At 38.4% G+C, this 15,740-nt stretch carries 14 protein-coding genes and 4 tRNA genes; 8 read left to right on the top strand and 10 right to left on the bottom strand.

What is annotated here, in order from left to right; translation table 11 throughout:
• Window position 1: 1 nt before the first annotated feature.
• The 4 genes from JG738_RS07325 to JG738_RS07310 are packed head-to-tail and all read right to left on the bottom strand — an operon-like array spanning window position 2 to window position 2,496.
• On the bottom strand, window positions 2-325 hold the full coding sequence (locus JG738_RS07325; RefSeq protein ID WP_084274926.1) for a cytochrome C: 324 nt from the start codon (window positions 323-325) through the stop codon (window positions 2-4).
• A 59-nt stretch (window positions 326-384) separates the two neighbouring features.
• The gene (locus tag JG738_RS07320; RefSeq protein ID WP_201337256.1) at window positions 385-696 is read right to left on the bottom strand and encodes a hypothetical protein; all 312 of its coding nucleotides are present in this window, start codon (window positions 694-696) and stop codon (window positions 385-387) included.
• Entirely contained in the window at window positions 690-1,853 is a 1,164-nt protein-coding gene (locus JG738_RS07315; protein ID WP_201337255.1) for a HAMP domain-containing sensor histidine kinase, read from the bottom strand. The genes JG738_RS07320 and JG738_RS07315 overlap by 7 nt, the downstream gene beginning before the upstream one ends.
• Window positions 1,831-2,496, bottom strand: a complete 666-nt coding sequence (locus JG738_RS07310) for a response regulator transcription factor (RefSeq protein WP_201337254.1) — start codon at window positions 2,494-2,496, stop codon at window positions 1,831-1,833. The genes JG738_RS07315 and JG738_RS07310 overlap by 23 nt, the downstream gene beginning before the upstream one ends.
• Before the next feature lie 45 nt (window positions 2,497-2,541).
• Between JG738_RS07310 and JG738_RS07305 the strand changes: the two genes are divergently transcribed.
• The 3 genes from JG738_RS07305 to JG738_RS07295 are packed head-to-tail and all read left to right on the top strand — an operon-like array spanning window position 2,542 to window position 4,878.
• Window positions 2,542-2,721 (top strand): hypothetical protein, encoded by a 180-nt coding sequence (locus JG738_RS07305; protein WP_201337253.1) that lies wholly within the window; start codon window positions 2,542-2,544, stop codon window positions 2,719-2,721.
• Between the two features lie 5 nt (window positions 2,722-2,726).
• Window positions 2,727-4,442: a DNA polymerase/3'-5' exonuclease PolX gene (gene polX, locus JG738_RS07300; protein ID WP_201337252.1), complete on the top strand. Its 1,716-nt coding sequence runs from the start codon at window positions 2,727-2,729 to the stop codon at window positions 4,440-4,442.
• 4 nt (window positions 4,443-4,446) lie between these two features.
• Window positions 4,447-4,878, top strand: coding sequence for an NUDIX hydrolase (locus tag JG738_RS07295; protein ID WP_236583136.1), 432 nt, complete (start codon window positions 4,447-4,449; stop codon window positions 4,876-4,878).
• Window positions 4,879-4,932: 54 nt separating this feature from the next.
• Here the strand turns inward: JG738_RS07295 and JG738_RS07290 are convergent, their stop codons facing one another.
• The 6 genes from JG738_RS07290 to JG738_RS07265 all read right to left on the bottom strand — a co-directional run bounded on the left by JG738_RS07290 (window position 4,933) and on the right by JG738_RS07265 (window position 7,443).
• The gene (locus tag JG738_RS07290) at window positions 4,933-5,802 is read right to left on the bottom strand and encodes a PilZ domain-containing protein (protein ID WP_201337251.1); all 870 of its coding nucleotides are present in this window, start codon (window positions 5,800-5,802) and stop codon (window positions 4,933-4,935) included.
• Window positions 5,803-5,909: 107 nt separating this feature from the next.
• Window positions 5,910-5,986 (bottom strand) — tRNA-Asp (locus JG738_RS07285).
• 2 nt (window positions 5,987-5,988) lie between these two features.
• Window positions 5,989-6,064, bottom strand: a tRNA-Val gene (locus tag JG738_RS07280).
• Window positions 6,065-6,067: 3 nt separating this feature from the next.
• Window positions 6,068-6,143: transfer RNA gene (locus JG738_RS07275), tRNA-Glu, on the bottom strand.
• A gap of 5 nt (window positions 6,144-6,148) precedes the next feature.
• Window positions 6,149-6,224: transfer RNA gene (locus JG738_RS07270), tRNA-Lys, on the bottom strand.
• 130 nt (window positions 6,225-6,354) lie between these two features.
• Window positions 6,355-7,443, bottom strand: coding sequence for a CinA family protein (locus tag JG738_RS07265; protein ID WP_201337250.1), 1,089 nt, complete (start codon window positions 7,441-7,443; stop codon window positions 6,355-6,357).
• 112 nt (window positions 7,444-7,555) lie between these two features.
• Between JG738_RS07265 and ileS the strand changes: the two genes are divergently transcribed.
• The 5 genes from ileS to JG738_RS07240 all read left to right on the top strand — a co-directional run bounded on the left by ileS (window position 7,556) and on the right by JG738_RS07240 (window position 15,698).
• Window positions 7,556-10,297, top strand: a complete 2,742-nt coding sequence (gene ileS / locus JG738_RS07260; protein WP_201337249.1) for an isoleucine--tRNA ligase — start codon at window positions 7,556-7,558, stop codon at window positions 10,295-10,297.
• Window positions 10,298-10,387: 90 nt separating this feature from the next.
• Window positions 10,388-11,719, top strand: coding sequence for an Asp-tRNA(Asn)/Glu-tRNA(Gln) amidotransferase subunit GatA (gene gatA / locus JG738_RS07255; RefSeq protein WP_201337248.1), 1,332 nt, complete (start codon window positions 10,388-10,390; stop codon window positions 11,717-11,719).
• A gap of 1 nt (window position 11,720) precedes the next feature.
• A complete protein-coding gene (gene guaB / locus JG738_RS07250) occupies window positions 11,721-13,166 on the top strand; it encodes an IMP dehydrogenase (RefSeq protein WP_201337247.1) in 1,446 nt (481 codons plus the stop codon).
• An 85-nt stretch (window positions 13,167-13,251) separates the two neighbouring features.
• Window positions 13,252-14,442, top strand: coding sequence for an aminotransferase class I/II-fold pyridoxal phosphate-dependent enzyme (locus JG738_RS07245; RefSeq protein WP_201337246.1), 1,191 nt, complete (start codon window positions 13,252-13,254; stop codon window positions 14,440-14,442).
• Entirely contained in the window at window positions 14,439-15,698 is a 1,260-nt protein-coding gene (locus tag JG738_RS07240) for an O-acetylhomoserine aminocarboxypropyltransferase/cysteine synthase family protein (protein WP_201337245.1), read from the top strand. Before JG738_RS07245 ends, JG738_RS07240 begins: the two co-directional genes overlap by 4 nt.
• Window positions 15,699-15,740 lie beyond the last annotated feature (42 nt).

The raw sequence follows: 15,740 nt of genomic DNA, 5'->3' as shown, positions 1-15,740 counted from the left end.
GTTAACAGCTAGGTACGTTACCACTGTCGCTTGCATACTCATACGCAAAATCATAGATGTGCTTGAGTTGGCTAGGTTTGAGATACCCTTTTTTATATTTTGGGCAGAGTTTTTGAATCTCATCTTCAAATTTTCCAGCCTCATTGATCTCTTCCCACTCATCTTGTGTATGCTTCGCTGCAAATTTTGCACCGTTAAAGCCACATACCTTTTTGAGTTTCTTTTGGTAGATCTTTTGCCCTTTATCTGCACTAGCAAATGCTGCTGTGCTTATAAAGCTCGCTCCTAGAAGTGCTGCAAAGATAATGCTTGCAATTCTTTTCATCTTGCCTCCTTTATAAATTGTAAAAGTATTATAAAGCATAATTGTGAACCGATTGTGAACTATTTGATTTTACCAATGACTTTGTAGCGCTCCCAATACTCTTCTAAAAGTTTATCGAGCCTTTTTTGCGAAATTTTATGCTGATATGGGGGAGCCTTTTTATAGAGTCTTTTTTGAAGAGTTGGATGGAGAAGATACTCTTTTGTGGCTTTGAGAATAGCGCTTTTGCTACTGTAATAGAGAAGATACTCAAAAAATATCGGTTTTAGTGGGATATTTTTTTTCTCATGGCATGCGAGGCATGCAGTATCAAAATCAGAGCTTAGAACAATTTGTAAAGAGAGAAATGTACATAATATAACTTTTACCATGTAATTGTAATCCTTGTATATTGATTAACTTTGGAATCGACTTTGATTTTAAGTCCAAATTCATTTGCAATAGATAAGACAATATGCAAACCTATGCCAAAGCCTCCTTCACTAGAACTTAGTCTTTTATATCTTTTAAAGATCTCTCCTATTTTTTCTTCTGGAATACCAATACCACTATCTTCGATATAAAAGCCTCGAGAAAATGTTTTTATTTTTATTGTGCCACCGATTTTATTGTACTTGATGGCATTAGAGAGGAGATTATCGATAAGGCGCGTAATTTTTTGTTTATCTGCTTCTAAAAAGCAAGGAGATTGTGAAAAAGAGATTTTTATCTTTTTAGATTCTGCCATGGATTTAAAATAGTCAATGCGCTGCGATAAAAGAGCATTGATATCTATCTTTTCTAGAGTAGATGGAAATTTATCTTTAAGAAGCAGATAGACAAGATCTTTATATATGACTGAAATTGTGCGAGCTGCTATTTCTATGCGATTAAGTTTTTTGTTGATCTTTGGTGGAAGTTCATTTTTATCAATTGTCTCTATGTTTGTCAAAATTGTACTTACAGGAGTGTTGAGCTCATGTGTAGTATCTTTAATGAAATTATTGAGAAGTATAAATGAGTTTTTCATAGGTTTGAGAAACTGCTTGACGAGGAAATATCCCACTAATCCCATAAAGAGTAAGAAAAGACTTCCAAAAAGTACGATGTTTTTATAAAGTTTATGAAGCCATTTTTCATCATCTTTTACCTCTATAATCACATACTTTGCTCCCAGATAATAGAGGCTTGGTTCTTTGATAAAGTGAATGAATGAACCATTTTTATAGAGAAAGTTTTGAAAATCGATATGCTCATTTTCTAAGAGAGAAAATATTTTTACATGATCTGCATCATAAATTGCTGATTTAAATGTAGAGTAGCGTGGATAGTAGTTATCTTCTAGCAGGCTCTCATGCATAGCGCGGATTCTTCGAATTACATCTTTAGAGTATTCTTGGAGTTTTGGCAAGCGAGAGTAGAGCATTACCTCTTTTTCAAATTTGTAGTACATCATAGAAGCAAGTATTAAAATGATAAGTGTGAGAAAAATATAGAGTGCAAGAAATTTGATTAAACTGCTCTTTTCACTTGTTAAATTTGTATCCATATCGTTTTATGCTCTCTATTTTTTCTTTTCCAAGATATTTGCGCAAATTTTTAATATATGTACGCAGTGCCATATCGCTGGGCGTCTCATCATACTCCCACAGAGTCTCATATATCTTTTCATGACTAATCTGCTTTCCTGGGTGTTTGAGAAAGAGTTTGAGAAGTTTTATCTCTTTTTGATTGAGGTTTACTGGAGTCTCATTGATAAAGAGTTGATTAGATTTGATATCAAAATAGCTCTTCTCATCTATTGGAATCTTCTCCTCTTTTGTATCAAATGAGCGTTTAAGCAGTGTTTCTATGCGGAGTTTGAGCTCTTTGAGAGCAAAGGGTTTACGAATATAATCATCACAACCACTCTCATACCCCTTTTCAAGATTTTCTACGCTGTCCAAAGATGTAATAAAAATTGCAGGAGCATCACTTTTTTGACGTAACTTTTTTAAGAGTGTAAAGCCATTAATTCCAGGTACCATGACATCTAAAAGGAGCAAATCGTAGTTATGCTCATATACTTTCTCTAAAGCCTCATCAGAGGTAAAAGTCTGTTCTACCTCAAATCCTTCATCTTCTAAATATTCTGCAATAGTTTCACTCAGATTGAGATCATCTTCAAGCAGCAAGAGTTTCGCTTTTTGCAATTTCACTCCTTTGGATATATAATATTACAAAAAAGTGAGGAAATTATGAAATGTAGGGTTTGCAGGCGTGGTGAGCTCTTCTATCTCTTTGGTTGGGGACTCATGGTAACAGCTTTTAATAGTTTTACCGTAGGATGTGTGGAGCTAAGTCAAAGTGGGGCGTATGGAATGCTACTAAGTGGAATTGCAGTGATGATATATGGAGCATATCTTAAATCGAGGTGAAAAAGATGGCAATAACAAATAGTGAAATAGCAAAAATTTTCAATGAATATGCAGATCTGTTGGAGATTAAAGGGGAAAACCCTTTTAAAGTGAGAGCCTACCGCAATGCAGCAAGAACAGTAGAAAATATTGGAAAGCCTCTCGAAGAGCTAGTAAAAAGCGGCTATGATTTGACAAAACTCCCTGGAATTGGAACAGATCTTAGTCTCTACATTAAAGAGATTGTCAAAACGGGAAAATTTTCTAAATTAGAGCAGCTCAAAGAGGAGATCCCTCCAACTTTAGTGGAGATGCTCTCTATTGAAGGTTTAGGACCAAAGCGCATTAAAACACTCTATGAGCAGCTCCATATCCAATCTATGGAGGATCTACGTAGAGCTGCTGAGAGTGGGGAGATAGAGAAATTGCCGGGCTTTGGTCCAACATTGGTAGAGAAGATTTTACGAGGTGTGAGACTAGCCAAAAAAGCGGGGCATAGATTTAAATGGAGTGAAGCTAAAGAGTATGTCGATGATCTCTTAGCATACCTTCGTCAAATAGAGCTTACACATTTAGAAGTTGCAGGCAGTTTTCGCCGCAAAAAAGAGACAGTAGGAGATCTCGATATTCTTGCCACAGCCAAAGATTTTAGCGAAGTAATTCGCCATTTTGTCAAATATCCAAAAATCAAAGAGGTAGTCTCAGCAGGCTCTACCCGCTCAACAGTAATACTTCAAAACGATTTGCAAGTAGATTTGCGCAGTGTAGAAGATGAGAGCTATGGCTCTGCACTGCACTATTTTACAGGATCCAAGCAGCACAATATTGCAGTGCGAAAACTAGCAATTGAGTTAGGACTCAAAGTCAACGAGTATGGTGTTTTTCGCGGTGAGCAGCGTATTGCAGGGCGTACGGAAGAGGAGGTGTATAAAGCTGTTGGACTCTGCTATATAGAGCCAGAACTGCGTGAAAATAGAGGAGAGATTGAAGCATGTAAAGCTGGAAAACTCCCAAAGCTTATAGAGCAAAAAGATATACGAGGCGATCTTCATATGCATACAGTCTATAGCGATGGAAAGCATACTATTGAAGATATGGCAAAAGCTGCAAGAGAGATGGGATATGAATATATCGCTATCACTGATCACTCCAAGCGTCTTACGGTTGCAAAAGGTTTGGATGAAAAAAGAGTATTGCAAGAGTTTGAAGAGATCGATAAAATCAATGAAAAAATTGATGGCATAACAATTCTCAAGGGAATGGAAGTAGATATCCTCGAGGATGGTTCCCTTGATATGAGTGATGAGGTGCTAGCGCAGATGGATGTTGTTTTGATTGCAGTCCATTACAAATTTAATCTCTCAAAAGAGAAGCAGACTGCCCGTATTCTCAAAGCTTTTGATAATCCTTATGTCAATATTTTAGCCCATCCTACAGGCAGGATGATTCAAATGCGTGAACCAATAGCAATTGATATGGAAAAGATTTTACAAAAAGCAAAAGAGAGCAATATTTTCATGGAGATTAATGCACAGCCAGAGCGTCTCGATCTCAATGATATCCATATCAAATTGGCAAAAGATATGGGAGTAAAAATGGCAATAAATACAGATTCTCACAATATCTTTTCGCTCTACTATATGCAGTATGGAGTCAATCAAGCAAGACGGGGATGGTGTGAAAAAGATGATATTATCAACACAAGAGATCTCAAAAATCTCAAAAAACTTCTCAAAAGGTAGTGTAGTGTATACATATCCTTTTCGTCCCAAAACCCCTTATGTAGCGGTAGATGGAATAATCAAGGTATTTGACAAGGAAAATTTTTTAGGAATTGTACTCATTGAGCGAAAAAATGCTCCTTTAGGTGTAGCTTTGCCAGGCGGATTTGTAGAGATTGGTGAGAGCGTGGAGCAAGCATTAGCTAGGGAAATGAAAGAAGAGACAAATTTAGATGTAGATATTGTGAGAGTATTTGGTGTTTATAGCGATCCTACAAGAGATCCCAGGTTTCATACTATTTCTATAACCTTTGAATGTGTTGCAAGTGGCAAGCCAAGGGGTGCAGATGATGCTAAAATAGCTAAAATCTTTAAACTAGAGGAGATCCCTTGGGAAAAATTGGTATTTGATCACAGTAAAATTTTAAAAGATTTCCTCTATGGCAAAAAGGAGTAATTGCAAAGAGGGGAAAGTTATGAGTTTAGAGACTTTTTCTTAAATAATGGGGTTTTATAATTGTGCATTTTTATTGATTTGTGAAGTAACAAACTTACGTATTACATGGCGTGAGTATTCATCCATACCAACGAATTTTAGACCATAACTCTCCATACCATCGTATGTGATTTCTGCTTCCACTATAGATTCAGTATCAATATCTTCAAATGCGAGTTTGAAACGTAAAATAAGTTTCTCATTTTCTTTGAAAGGAGCATTTTGAATACATATTTTAGCACCACCTTCTGAGATGTTACAGATACGACATTTATAGAAAGGATTGTCTCGTAGTTTACCACTTTTGCGAACAAACCCTTCAAGATCTACTTCAACACGAGGATATTTTCGTTTTGCGAGAACTATAATATTATCACTATGGGGAGTTTTGACGAATATTTCATCTCCATATTTATAAATCTCTGTGATTGTTGTAGTGAACTTATAAGCTATGAGATAACGCTCCTCAAAAATAATCTCTCCTGATATATTCTCTTTGAGCAGATTTACATTTCTATGCAATAAAGCTTTCCATAAAAGATAGTTTTTTTGGTTATCTTGCAATTGTAGTGGTGCAAATTGAAACCGATCAAGATAAAATTTCGCTTTTTGATCCTTTTGAATATCTTTTGTAGAGTAGATGGTATTTGCAAGAAAGGATGTGAAATTAAGCTTCTTTTTGAGTGAATTGATAAGTTCTTTATTGATAGTTATAGTTGTAATATCTTTTTTGTAAGCTTCGATTATCTTTTCAAAAATCTGTCTGTTTACAAGAGCTCGCAAAGGATCAAGGCACAATTTTTCACTGTAGTGGATGAGAAAATTAATCTCTTCTGCATTTAAATGATAAATTTTAGCGGTATTGAAAAAATCGGAACTTTGCATAGAAGAGAACCTTTTTAATGTAATGAAAAAACCTCGTTAGAAGAAATTATATAAAAGTGTCATAAAAATGTCAAAGGGGATTGCTTTATATGAAAGAGTTTTATTCGTGGCGGAGCCGACGGGACTCGAACCCGCGACCTCCGGCGTGACAGGCCGGCATTCTAACCAACTGAACTACGGCTCCAATGGTGGTCGCTAGTGGACTCGAACCACTGACCACTTGCTTGTAAGGCAAGCGCTCTACCAACTGAGCTAAGCGACCAAATGGCGACCCCTAGGGGATTTGAACCCCTGTGACCACCGTGAAAGGGTGGCATCCTTGGCCACTAGATGAAGGGGTCGCAAGTGGTGACCCGTGTTGGATTCGAACCAACGGCCCACTCCTTAAAAGGGAGTTGCTCTACCAGCTGAGCTAACGGGTCATTCCCACATTCTCGGGCTTTTTCTTTGCCTTCGCTGAATGTGAGTGAAATTATAAGCAAAAAATTTTTGCTTGTCAAGAGTTTGTATAAGTCCACAACAGATGATTTATTATTTTTTCATTTTACAAACTTAGAAAAGCTCATCTTTTGCAATTTCAAAGAGCAACTTTATGCCGTACATTGCTGCTTGGTATTGAATGTAGTTACGATCTCCTTTGAAATAGAGCGTGCGAATGATTTCATGAGATGAACTTTTACAGCCAACTACTACAGTACCAACTGGTTTAGTTTCTGTAGCACCTCCAGGACCTGCAATCCCACTAATTGCTATAGCAAAGTCTGCTTGTGCAACTCTCATAGCACCTTTTAGCATCTCTTCTACTGTCTCTTCACTCACTGCACCAAAGGCTTGCAGTGTTTCTTGCTGGACTCCAAGCCATGCGTTTTTTATTTCGTTTGCGTAAGTAATTAAAGAGCCGTTGAAGATCTTTGATGAACCAGGAATTTTTGTAAGAAGTGAAGCCAGAAGTCCTCCTGTACAGCTCTCAGCAAAGGTAATTGTCTTGTGCAGTGCAGACAATCTTTCTATGAGGTATTCAAATATATTCGTCGTAACTACGAGATTTTGTGGTAGCAAGAGTTTTGCATTTTGCACGAACATTGCAATATCGCCAAAGCGTTTGTTGTATGCGAAAAGTTTATAGAGATTAATACTCTCTTGGGAGAGAATAAAATCTATATCATAACTTTTAGCAAGAGGAAGGAGCTTTTCTACTATTTCTTCCTTTGGCATATCAAAAATATAAAAGAGTGCTGTCTCTTTTTGTGATTCAAGAAGAATTTTTGGAAGCTTTGAGCAAGATTCTGCTTTAAAGAGATTGAGCGATTTATCTGCAAAAGTGAGTAAAAAGCTATTTTTTTCAACAATTTTTGCTTTTGAAGGAACTAGCATCTCTTCATTTGCTATGAGATTATCTTCAAAAATAGTTGCAACAATCTTGCTCGTAGTAGCATAGCTTTGTGGAGTTGTGACGATGAGCGTTTTGTCATACTCTTCCAAGGCTTTAGATATTTTTAAAAAGAGATTTTTATCTTTTTCAGCGAGATAGAGCTCTGCATTTATACACTCTATCTTTTTGAGAGCTTCACGCTTTATATATGATACGAGCTCTGTGTTTATGAGGAACTCTTTGCCAACGTAGAGGATGATGTTTTTCATGAGGAGTCCTTCGGGCTTGCTAGAAACTATCTTTAAGGATTATATCAAATATTCAGAGCCTTTTAATCACTTTTTGAATAAAATATATACCAAAAATGCAAAAGAGGGATGAATGGATTATAAAGAGACACTGCTACTTCCAAAAACCACCTTTCCTATGCGTGGGAATCTCCCACAAAATGAGCCAAAACGCTATAAAAGATGGTTTGAAAAAGATGTTTATCAAAAAATGAAACAAAAGAGGGAGGGTAAACCCCTCTTTACACTCCATGACGGCCCTCCCTATGCCAATGGTCATATTCATATTGGCCATGCGCTCAATAAAATCCTCAAAGATATTATTGTCAAATTCTATTACTTCAAGGGTAATGCTATTCGCTTTACTCCTGGATGGGATTGTCATGGACTTCCTATAGAGCAGCAGGTAGAAAAGAAGTTAGGAACTAAGAAAAAAGAGGAACTTCCAAAGACAAAGATTAGAGAGTTATGCCGTGAGCATGCAAGCAAATTTGTTAATATCCAAAAAGAGGAGTTTAAAGGGCTTGGCGTTGTAGCTGATTGGGAAAAACCCTATCTTACTATGGACTATGCATTTGAAGCAGATATCTACCGTGCACTATGTGAGATTGCAAAAGAGGGGCTTTTGGTAGAGCGCAGCAAACCTGTATACTGGAGCTGGGCAGCTAAAACTGCATTAGCTGAAGCAGAAGTAGAGTATGAAGATAAAGTTAGTCCCTCAATCTATGTAGCTTTTAAGCTCGATAAAGAGGCAGTGCAAAGAGTAGGAAAAGATGCTAGTATAATCATTTGGACTACAACACCTTGGACACTGCCAGCAAACACAGGAATTGCCCTTAATCCTGATATTGTTTATGTTCTTACAACTGATGGATTTATCGTAGCGAAGGATCTCTTTGAAAACCTCAAAGCAAAAGGTGTTGTAAAGGGTGAAATAGAAAAAGAGATCGATCCAAAAGAGCTAGAAAACCTCCATGCAATCAATCCCCTCAATAATCGTCGTAGTCGCATAGTGCTAGGATCGCATGTAACAACGGAAAGTGGTACGGGGGCTGTGCACACTGCACCTGGACATGGTGAAGATGACTATCGTGTAGGACTTGCCTATAATCTTGAAGTACTTATGCCTGTGGACGATGCTGGAAGGTATGATGAGACAATTGTAAGAGAAAAGCTTCTTCCAGAAGAGTTTGTTGGTATGAATGTATTTGATGCAAATGAGAAGATCCTTGAGCTTCTTGGCGATAATTTGCTCTTGGCTGAAAAAATTGAGCACTCCTATCCCCACTGCTGGAGAACACATAAGCCTATTATTTTTCGAGCTACAAAGCAGTGGTTTATAGCAGTAGATAAGGCTCCAAAAGAGCTGCAAAAGACGCTGCGACAAATTGCTTTAGAAGAGGTTGAAAAAACAACTTTTTATCCAGAGTGGGGTCGCAACCGTTTGCGCTCGATGATAGAGAATCGTCCTGACTGGTGTATTTCAAGGCAGCGTGATTGGGGAGTGCCTATCGCATTTTTTAGAGATAAAACTACTGGCGAAGTGATTTTAGATGAGAAAGTACTCAATTACATTGCAATGATTTTTGAGCGTTTTGGGACAGATGCTTGGTATAGTATGGAAATAAAAGATCTTCTCTATCCAGGAAGTGGATACGATCCACAAAACTTAGAGAAAGTAATGGATATTCTTGATGTGTGGTTTGATAGTGGATCTACTTGGTATGCAGTTTTGAAATCTCGCCGCTATGATGCTGGAAATTATCCAGCAGATCTCTACTTAGAAGGAAGTGATCAGCATCGAGGATGGTTTCAAAGCTCACTCTTAGTAAGTAGTGCAATAGAAAAGCGAGCGCCATTCAAAGCTATTCTTACCCATGGATTTACTGTAGATGAGAAGGGTGAGAAGATGAGCAAATCCAAAGGTAATGTTGTTGCTCCACAAGATGTTGCCAAAAAATTTGGTGTGGAGATTTTACGCCTTTGGGTTGCGATGAGTGATTATCAAAGTGATCTGAAAATCAGTGAAAATATTCTCAAGCAGATTGCTGAGCAATATAGGAAATTGCGCAATACTTTTCGCTTCATGCTAGCAAATATCAATGATCTTGAAGAGATAAACGAGGAGTTTGAAATACTTGATAGATGGATACTTTATAAAGCTGCAATAGTTTTGAGTGAAGTAGAAGAGTATTTCTCTCAATATGAGTTTTCAAAAGCCTTTCAAAAACTCAACCACTTTATTGTGAATGAATTTAGTGGGATCTATCTTGATGTGTGTAAAGATAGGCTCTATTGCGATGCAAAAGAGGATGTGCATAGACGTGCAAGCCAAAGTGCAATGGCACTTATTGCACGATCTCTGCTAGGTCTCATTGCACCGGTTCTTACTTACACTGCTGATGAGATAGTAGAGCATGCGCCTAAGATTCTTAAAAACGATAAAGAAGATATTTTTGATTTTGAGATTGAGCGTCTTACCCCAGTGCAGAGTGATTTCGATGAGGAGTATATGCTCCGAGCACGCGCAAAATTTAATGAGCTAGCTGATAAACTCAAAAAAGAGAAGAAAATTAAAGCAACTTTAGAAGTGGTGATTGAGACATCATCGCAAAAAGTCCTGGATCTTCCAAAAACAGAGAGAGAGGATTGGTTTATTGTAAGTGGAGTTGAGAGTGAAATTGGTGGCGAGGAGCTAGGTGATTTTGAGTGTGAGGGAGATACGTTTGTTGTACGCAGAGCTACATTGTATAAGTGTCCTCGCTGCTGGAAATATCAAGCTCCACAAGAGGGAAAACTCTGTCCACGCTGTCAAAGGGTAGTTGATGGACTTTAGTAAGCCAGTTCCACCCATAGCGATTGTTGGAGCAATAGTCTTTTTTATAGTATTGGTTATAGCAGGTATTTTATACGTAAGGAGTAGAAGTTGATAACACTAAAAGAGGCATTACAGCTTCCAAAAGAGGAGCTAGAAGAGATTAAAAAAGATTTAATAAAAAAAGCCGAAGAGCAAAAAGAACTCAATGCATATATTGCATTAGATAGTGCAGGTGAAGGTATACCTATTGCAATAAAAGATAATATTCAGGTTGATGGCTGGGAAGTGACATGTGCAAGTAAGATCTTGCAAGGATATATCGCTCCTTATAACGCAACTGTGATAGAAAAGCTTAAAGGTGCTGGATGCGCCCCTTTTGGACGCACAAACATGGATGAGTTTGCTATGGGAAGTACCACAGAGAGTAGCTGCTATGGAAAGACACTCAATCCTCGAGATCCAAGCCGAGTTCCAGGTGGAAGTAGTGGGGGAAGTGCTGCTGTAGTAGCCGCTGGTATCGCAATAGCTGCACTTGGAAGTGACACTGGTGGAAGTATTCGACAACCAGCTGCTTTTTGTGGAATTGTAGGAATGAAGCCTACCTATGGGAGAGTGAGCAGATATGGGCTTGCAGCTTATGGGAGCAGTCTTGATCAAATTGGACCAATGACACAAAATGTAGAAGATGCAATTATTCTATATAATATGATTGCTGGGGTAGATGAGCGTGATAGCACAAGTGCACGCCTGCCTTTTGAGCCAGTGGTACCAAATGCGGATCGTAAACTTACAATTGGCGTTGTGCCAAACTATGTCAAAGACGCAAGTGTAGCAGTACAAAAAGCCTACGATAAAGCAGTAGCTGCTCTTAAAGAGGCTGGACATGAGATTGTAGAAGTAAGTTTAATGGATGCAAAGTATGATATAGCAAGTTACTATATCACTGCGATGGCTGAAGCGAGTACGAACCTTAGCCGCTATGACGGTGTACGCTATGGATATAGAGCCGAAGCAAGCAATCTTAAAGAGATGTATAAAAAGACAAGAAGTGAAGGTTTTGGTGAAGAGGTCAAAAGAAGAATACTTCTTGGTACTTTTGTACTCAGCAGTGGTTACTATGACGCGTATTACATTAAAGCCCAAAGAGTGCGCCATCTCATCAAAGATGAATACAGTAAGGTTTTTGAAAAGGTAGATCTCATCCTCTCTCCGGTAGCTCCTGATGTAGCATATAAATTTGGAGAGCTCAAATCACCACTTGAGATGTACTTGAGTGATGTTTATACAATAGGGGTGAATCTTGCGGGACTTCCGGCAATAAGTTTATCTGTAGATGAGCATGAGGGATTGCCTGTTGGTTTGCAATTGATTGGAAAAGCTTTTGATGAGCAGACTCTTTTTGATGGTGCAATGAGTCTTGAACGAGTAGTAAGGAGCTAATATGAGAATTAGAAAAAGAGCGTTGACTTTTGAAGATGTATTACTGGTACCTAAGCATTCAACAGTTTTACCAAAAGAGGTAAATATTACAACAAAACTTACGCGCAATGTTCCACTCAATATCCCTTTAGTTTCAGCTGCCATGGATACAGTAACAGAACATAGAGCAGCAATTGCGATGGCAAGACTTGGTGGCATTGGGATTATTCATAAAAATATGGATATTGAATCGCAAGTGCAAGAGGTCAAAAGAGTAAAAAAGAGTGAGAGTGGAGTAATCATTGATCCTATTTATGTTCATCCCGATGCAACACTGGCTGAAGCAGAGAGGCTTATGAGTGAGTATAAAATAAGTGGTGTACCTGTTGTTGATGAGCAGATGCATCTTTTGGGTATTCTTACCAACAGAGATATGCGTTTTGAAAAGGACTTTAGCAAGAAAGTTTCTCAAGTGATGACAAAAATGCCTCTCATTACTGCTCAACCTGGTATTACTCTCGAAGAGGCAGCAGAGAAGATGAATGAGCACAAAATAGAAAAACTCCCTATCATTGATGAAGAGGGAAGGCTCAAAGGGCTTGTAACAATTAAAGATATTAAGAAAAAGATAGAATATCCAAATGCTAATAAAGATGAGTTCGGAAGACTCCGAGTCGGTGCTGCAATCGGAGTAAATCAGCTTGATCGTGCACGTGCTCTTGTAGAAGCTGGTGTAGACGTATTGGTGCTTGATTCTGCGCATGGACACTCTCAAGGCATAATCAACACGCTCAAAGCTATTAAAGATGAGCTCGATATCGATGTAGTAGCTGGTAATGTGGCAACAGCAGAGGCTACTGAGGACTTAATCAAAGCTGGTGCAGATGCAGTGAAGGTGGGAATAGGACCTGGAAGTATCTGTACTACAAGAATTGTTGCAGGTGTAGGTGTGCCACAAATAAGTGCAATTGATGAGTGTGCTGTTGTAGCAAAAGAGTATGGTGTGCCAATTATTGCTGATGGGGGAATCAAATACTCTGGTGATGTTGCAAAAGCACTTGCAGTTGGTGCTAGTAGTGTAATGATTGGAAGTTTGCTTGCTGGAACAGAGGAGAGTCCTGGCGAAGTGATTATGTATCAAGGCCGCCAGTACAAGACATACCGTGGTATGGGAAGTATTGGTGCAATGACAAAGGGTAGCACAGATCGCTATTTTCAAGAGGGAACGGCAGCAGATAAACTGGTACCTGAAGGTATTGAAGGAATGGTGCCATATCGAGGAAAGATTGCAAATGTAATTCATCAACTCATTGGTGGCCTTCGCAGCTCAATGGGGTATGTAGGAGCAAAAGATATTCTTACCTTTCAAGAGAGAGCAGAATTTGTAGAAATCACAAGTGCTGGACTCAAAGAATCGCATGTTCACGATGTAACAATCACAAAAGAGGCTCCAAACTACCACGTATAGTGGTAGTTTTCTTTAGCTTAATTTAAAAATTTTTATCTACAATAACTCCTAGCAATATAACAAATCTTTATGATAAAGAGCCAGTATGAACAATTTTGAGCGATTCCAAACCTTTGTATTGCAGCAAAGCGCAGCTAAGGATGGAGCTATTTCTCCACCAATTATAGGATCTGCAGCTTTTAGTTACGGAGATCCCAAAAGTGCAGAAGCTGTTTTTGCTGGAGAGAGTAGAAAGCCTCTGTATGCTAGAATGGGTAATCCGACCAATGCAAAACTAGAAACTTTATTAGCTGCCATAGATCAAGGTGATGGTGCAGTAGTTACATCCAGTGGGATGGGTGCAATAGCAGCAGTAGTGAGTGCGTTTTTACAAAGTGGAGATGAAATAATCTGTGTTGGAGGGCTTTTTGGTGGAACGTATGCATTTTTTACACAAAATTTGCCCAGGTTTGGAATAAAGGTACGTTTTTTTAGAGCTGATGAAGAAGTCGTTTTATCTCCGCAGACAAAGATGATTTTTTGTGAAAGTGTGGGAAATCCTTCATTAACAATCGTTAATTTTGCAAAGCTAGGAAAATTAGCCCAAAAGTATGGAGTTTTATTTGTAGTTGATAATACTATAACACCACTTCTTTTTGAGCCATTTTCTTGGGGAGCTGATATTATAGTCTATTCCGCCACCAAAGTTATCAGTGGACAATCGCAGGCACTTGGTGGAGCTATTATCTATAAAGAGCCAAGAAAGGATCTCTTTATACACTTCCCATTTTTAAAAAACTTTTATGAAAATCTTGGTAAAGATGCCATCATGGGAGTAATCAAAAAAAGAGCATTGCGCGATTTTGGTATGAGTATGCAAGCACATGCAGCCTACTTAACTATTTTAGGGCTTGAAACGTTGCCTCTTCGTATCCAAAGGGCTACAGGTAATGCACAAAAACTCTTTCTTGCCCTCAAAGATAAAGTCAAAGTGCTCTATGCAAAAAATGAGCAATATTTTCCTTTTGGTACAGGGCAGATGATGGGGCTTGATTTTAAAAGCAAAGAGGATGCATTTACTTTTTTAGAGCATGCAAAAATTCCTTTTATTACAGCAAATATTGGTGACAGCAGAACATTGGCGCTTCATATGCGAAGTACTATTTATAGAGATTTTCAAGCGAGCGAGCTAGAGTATTTAGGTGTAAGTGAGGGGCTTGTGCGTGTTTCAGTGGGACTAGAAAATTGCGCTATGATTATAGAAGATTTTGAAAATACTTTAAGGAAGGTGCAATGAAAAAAGAGACTATTGCTTTACATGCAGGATATGAAAAGGATGAGCAAAAGACAATGGCAGTTCCAATATATATGACAACTGCCTATGCATTTGATAGCGCCGAGCATGCTGCAAATCTTTTTGCTCTCAAGGAGCTTGGCAATATCTATACACGCATTGGCAATCCAACCACAGATGTGTTTGAAAAACGATTTGCTGCGCTTGAGGGTGGAGTTGCAGCACTCGCGACTTCCAGTGGAATGGCGGCTATTAATTACTCTGTTTTAAATCTATGTGAAACAGGAGATAATATCATTGCAGCCAATCAGCTCTATGGTGGAACAGTGACACTTTTTACCCATACGCTAAAGCGTCTTGGGATTGAAGCGAGGATGTTTGATGTACATAAGCCAGAGTTGATTGAAAAACTTATTGATGAAAAAACAAAAGCTATCTTTTTTGAAAGTATTACAAATCCAAGTATTGATGTACCAGATTTTGAAAAGATTGTTGCAATTGCTAAGAAACATAATATCTTAACAATTGTAGATAATACTGTTGCAACGCCAATTTTATGCAATCCTATCGAGTATGGTGTGGATGTGGTAGTGCATAGTACGAGCAAGTATACCACGGGTCAAGGGCTTGCCCTTGGTGGCATTATCGTTGAAGCTGAACACACTAAAGAGAAAATCAAAGATAATCTGCGATATTCTCATTTTAATGAGCCAGATGCAAGTTATCATGGACTTGTGTATACAGATACCCCTTTCCCGCCATTTTTTTTACGTGCAAGATTGAGCCTACTAAGAGATATGGGATCGGCTCCTAGTCCATTTAACAGTTGGCTCTTTATCCAAGGACTGGAGCATTTAAGTCTAAGAATCAAACAGCATAGCCAAAGTGCTTTGGAGATTGCGAAATGGTTGCAGAATCATCCAAAAGTAAAAAAAGTCAATTACCCACTACTTGAGGGTGATAAAAATTACGAAAATGCCAAAAAGTATCTCAAAGGTGGAGCAAGCGGGTTACTCAGTTTTGAGGTTGAGAGCTTTGAAGAAGCAAAAAAAATTGCAGATAGTGTCAAAATATTTAGCCGTGTAGTCAATATAGGTGATAGCAAATCGATAATTACGCATCCAGCATCTACTACCCATCAGCAGTTAAGCGCTGAAGAGTTAGAGCTTGCGGGGGTGAGCGAAGGACTCATTCGTCTTAGCATTGGGCTTGAAGCAGTAGAAGATCTCATAGCAGATCTCAAGCAGGCGATGGAGTAACTTCCCGCTTGCTTGACACCAAAAATTTAAGTTCTGCTTCTT

The sequence above is a fragment of the Nitratiruptor sp. YY08-26 genome, from assembly GCF_016593215.1.
GTDB lineage: Bacteria > Campylobacterota > Campylobacteria > Campylobacterales > Nitratiruptoraceae > Nitratiruptor > Nitratiruptor tergarcus.
Note: the sequence above shows the minus strand (reverse complement) of the source record. Positions and strands in the feature narration are given on the sequence as shown.

What these genes read in the sequence shown, in the direction of transcription:
- JG738_RS07265 (WP_201337250.1), bottom strand. Translation starts at nt 7,443, where the DNA reads ATGAAAAACATCATCCTCTACGTTGGCAAAGAGTTCCTCATAAACACA.
- ileS (WP_201337249.1), top strand. Translation starts at nt 7,556, where the DNA reads ATGGATTATAAAGAGACACTGCTACTTCCAAAAACCACCTTTCCTATG.
- JG738_RS07320 (WP_201337256.1), bottom strand. Translation starts at nt 696, where the DNA reads ATGGTAAAAGTTATATTATGTACATTTCTCTCTTTACAAATTGTTCTA.
- polX (WP_201337252.1), top strand. Translation starts at nt 2,727, where the DNA reads ATGGCAATAACAAATAGTGAAATAGCAAAAATTTTCAATGAATATGCA.
- JG738_RS07240 (WP_201337245.1), top strand. Translation starts at nt 14,439, where the DNA reads ATGAAAAAAGAGACTATTGCTTTACATGCAGGATATGAAAAGGATGAG.
- guaB (WP_201337247.1), top strand. Translation starts at nt 11,721, where the DNA reads ATGAGAATTAGAAAAAGAGCGTTGACTTTTGAAGATGTATTACTGGTA.
- JG738_RS07290 (WP_201337251.1), bottom strand. Translation starts at nt 5,802, where the DNA reads ATGCAAAGTTCCGATTTTTTCAATACCGCTAAAATTTATCATTTAAAT.
- JG738_RS07305 (WP_201337253.1), top strand. Translation starts at nt 2,542, where the DNA reads ATGAAATGTAGGGTTTGCAGGCGTGGTGAGCTCTTCTATCTCTTTGGT.
- JG738_RS07245 (WP_201337246.1), top strand. Translation starts at nt 13,252, where the DNA reads ATGAACAATTTTGAGCGATTCCAAACCTTTGTATTGCAGCAAAGCGCA.
- JG738_RS07325 (WP_084274926.1), bottom strand. Translation starts at nt 325, where the DNA reads ATGAAAAGAATTGCAAGCATTATCTTTGCAGCACTTCTAGGAGCGAGC.
- JG738_RS07315 (WP_201337255.1), bottom strand. Translation starts at nt 1,853, where the DNA reads ATGGATACAAATTTAACAAGTGAAAAGAGCAGTTTAATCAAATTTCTT.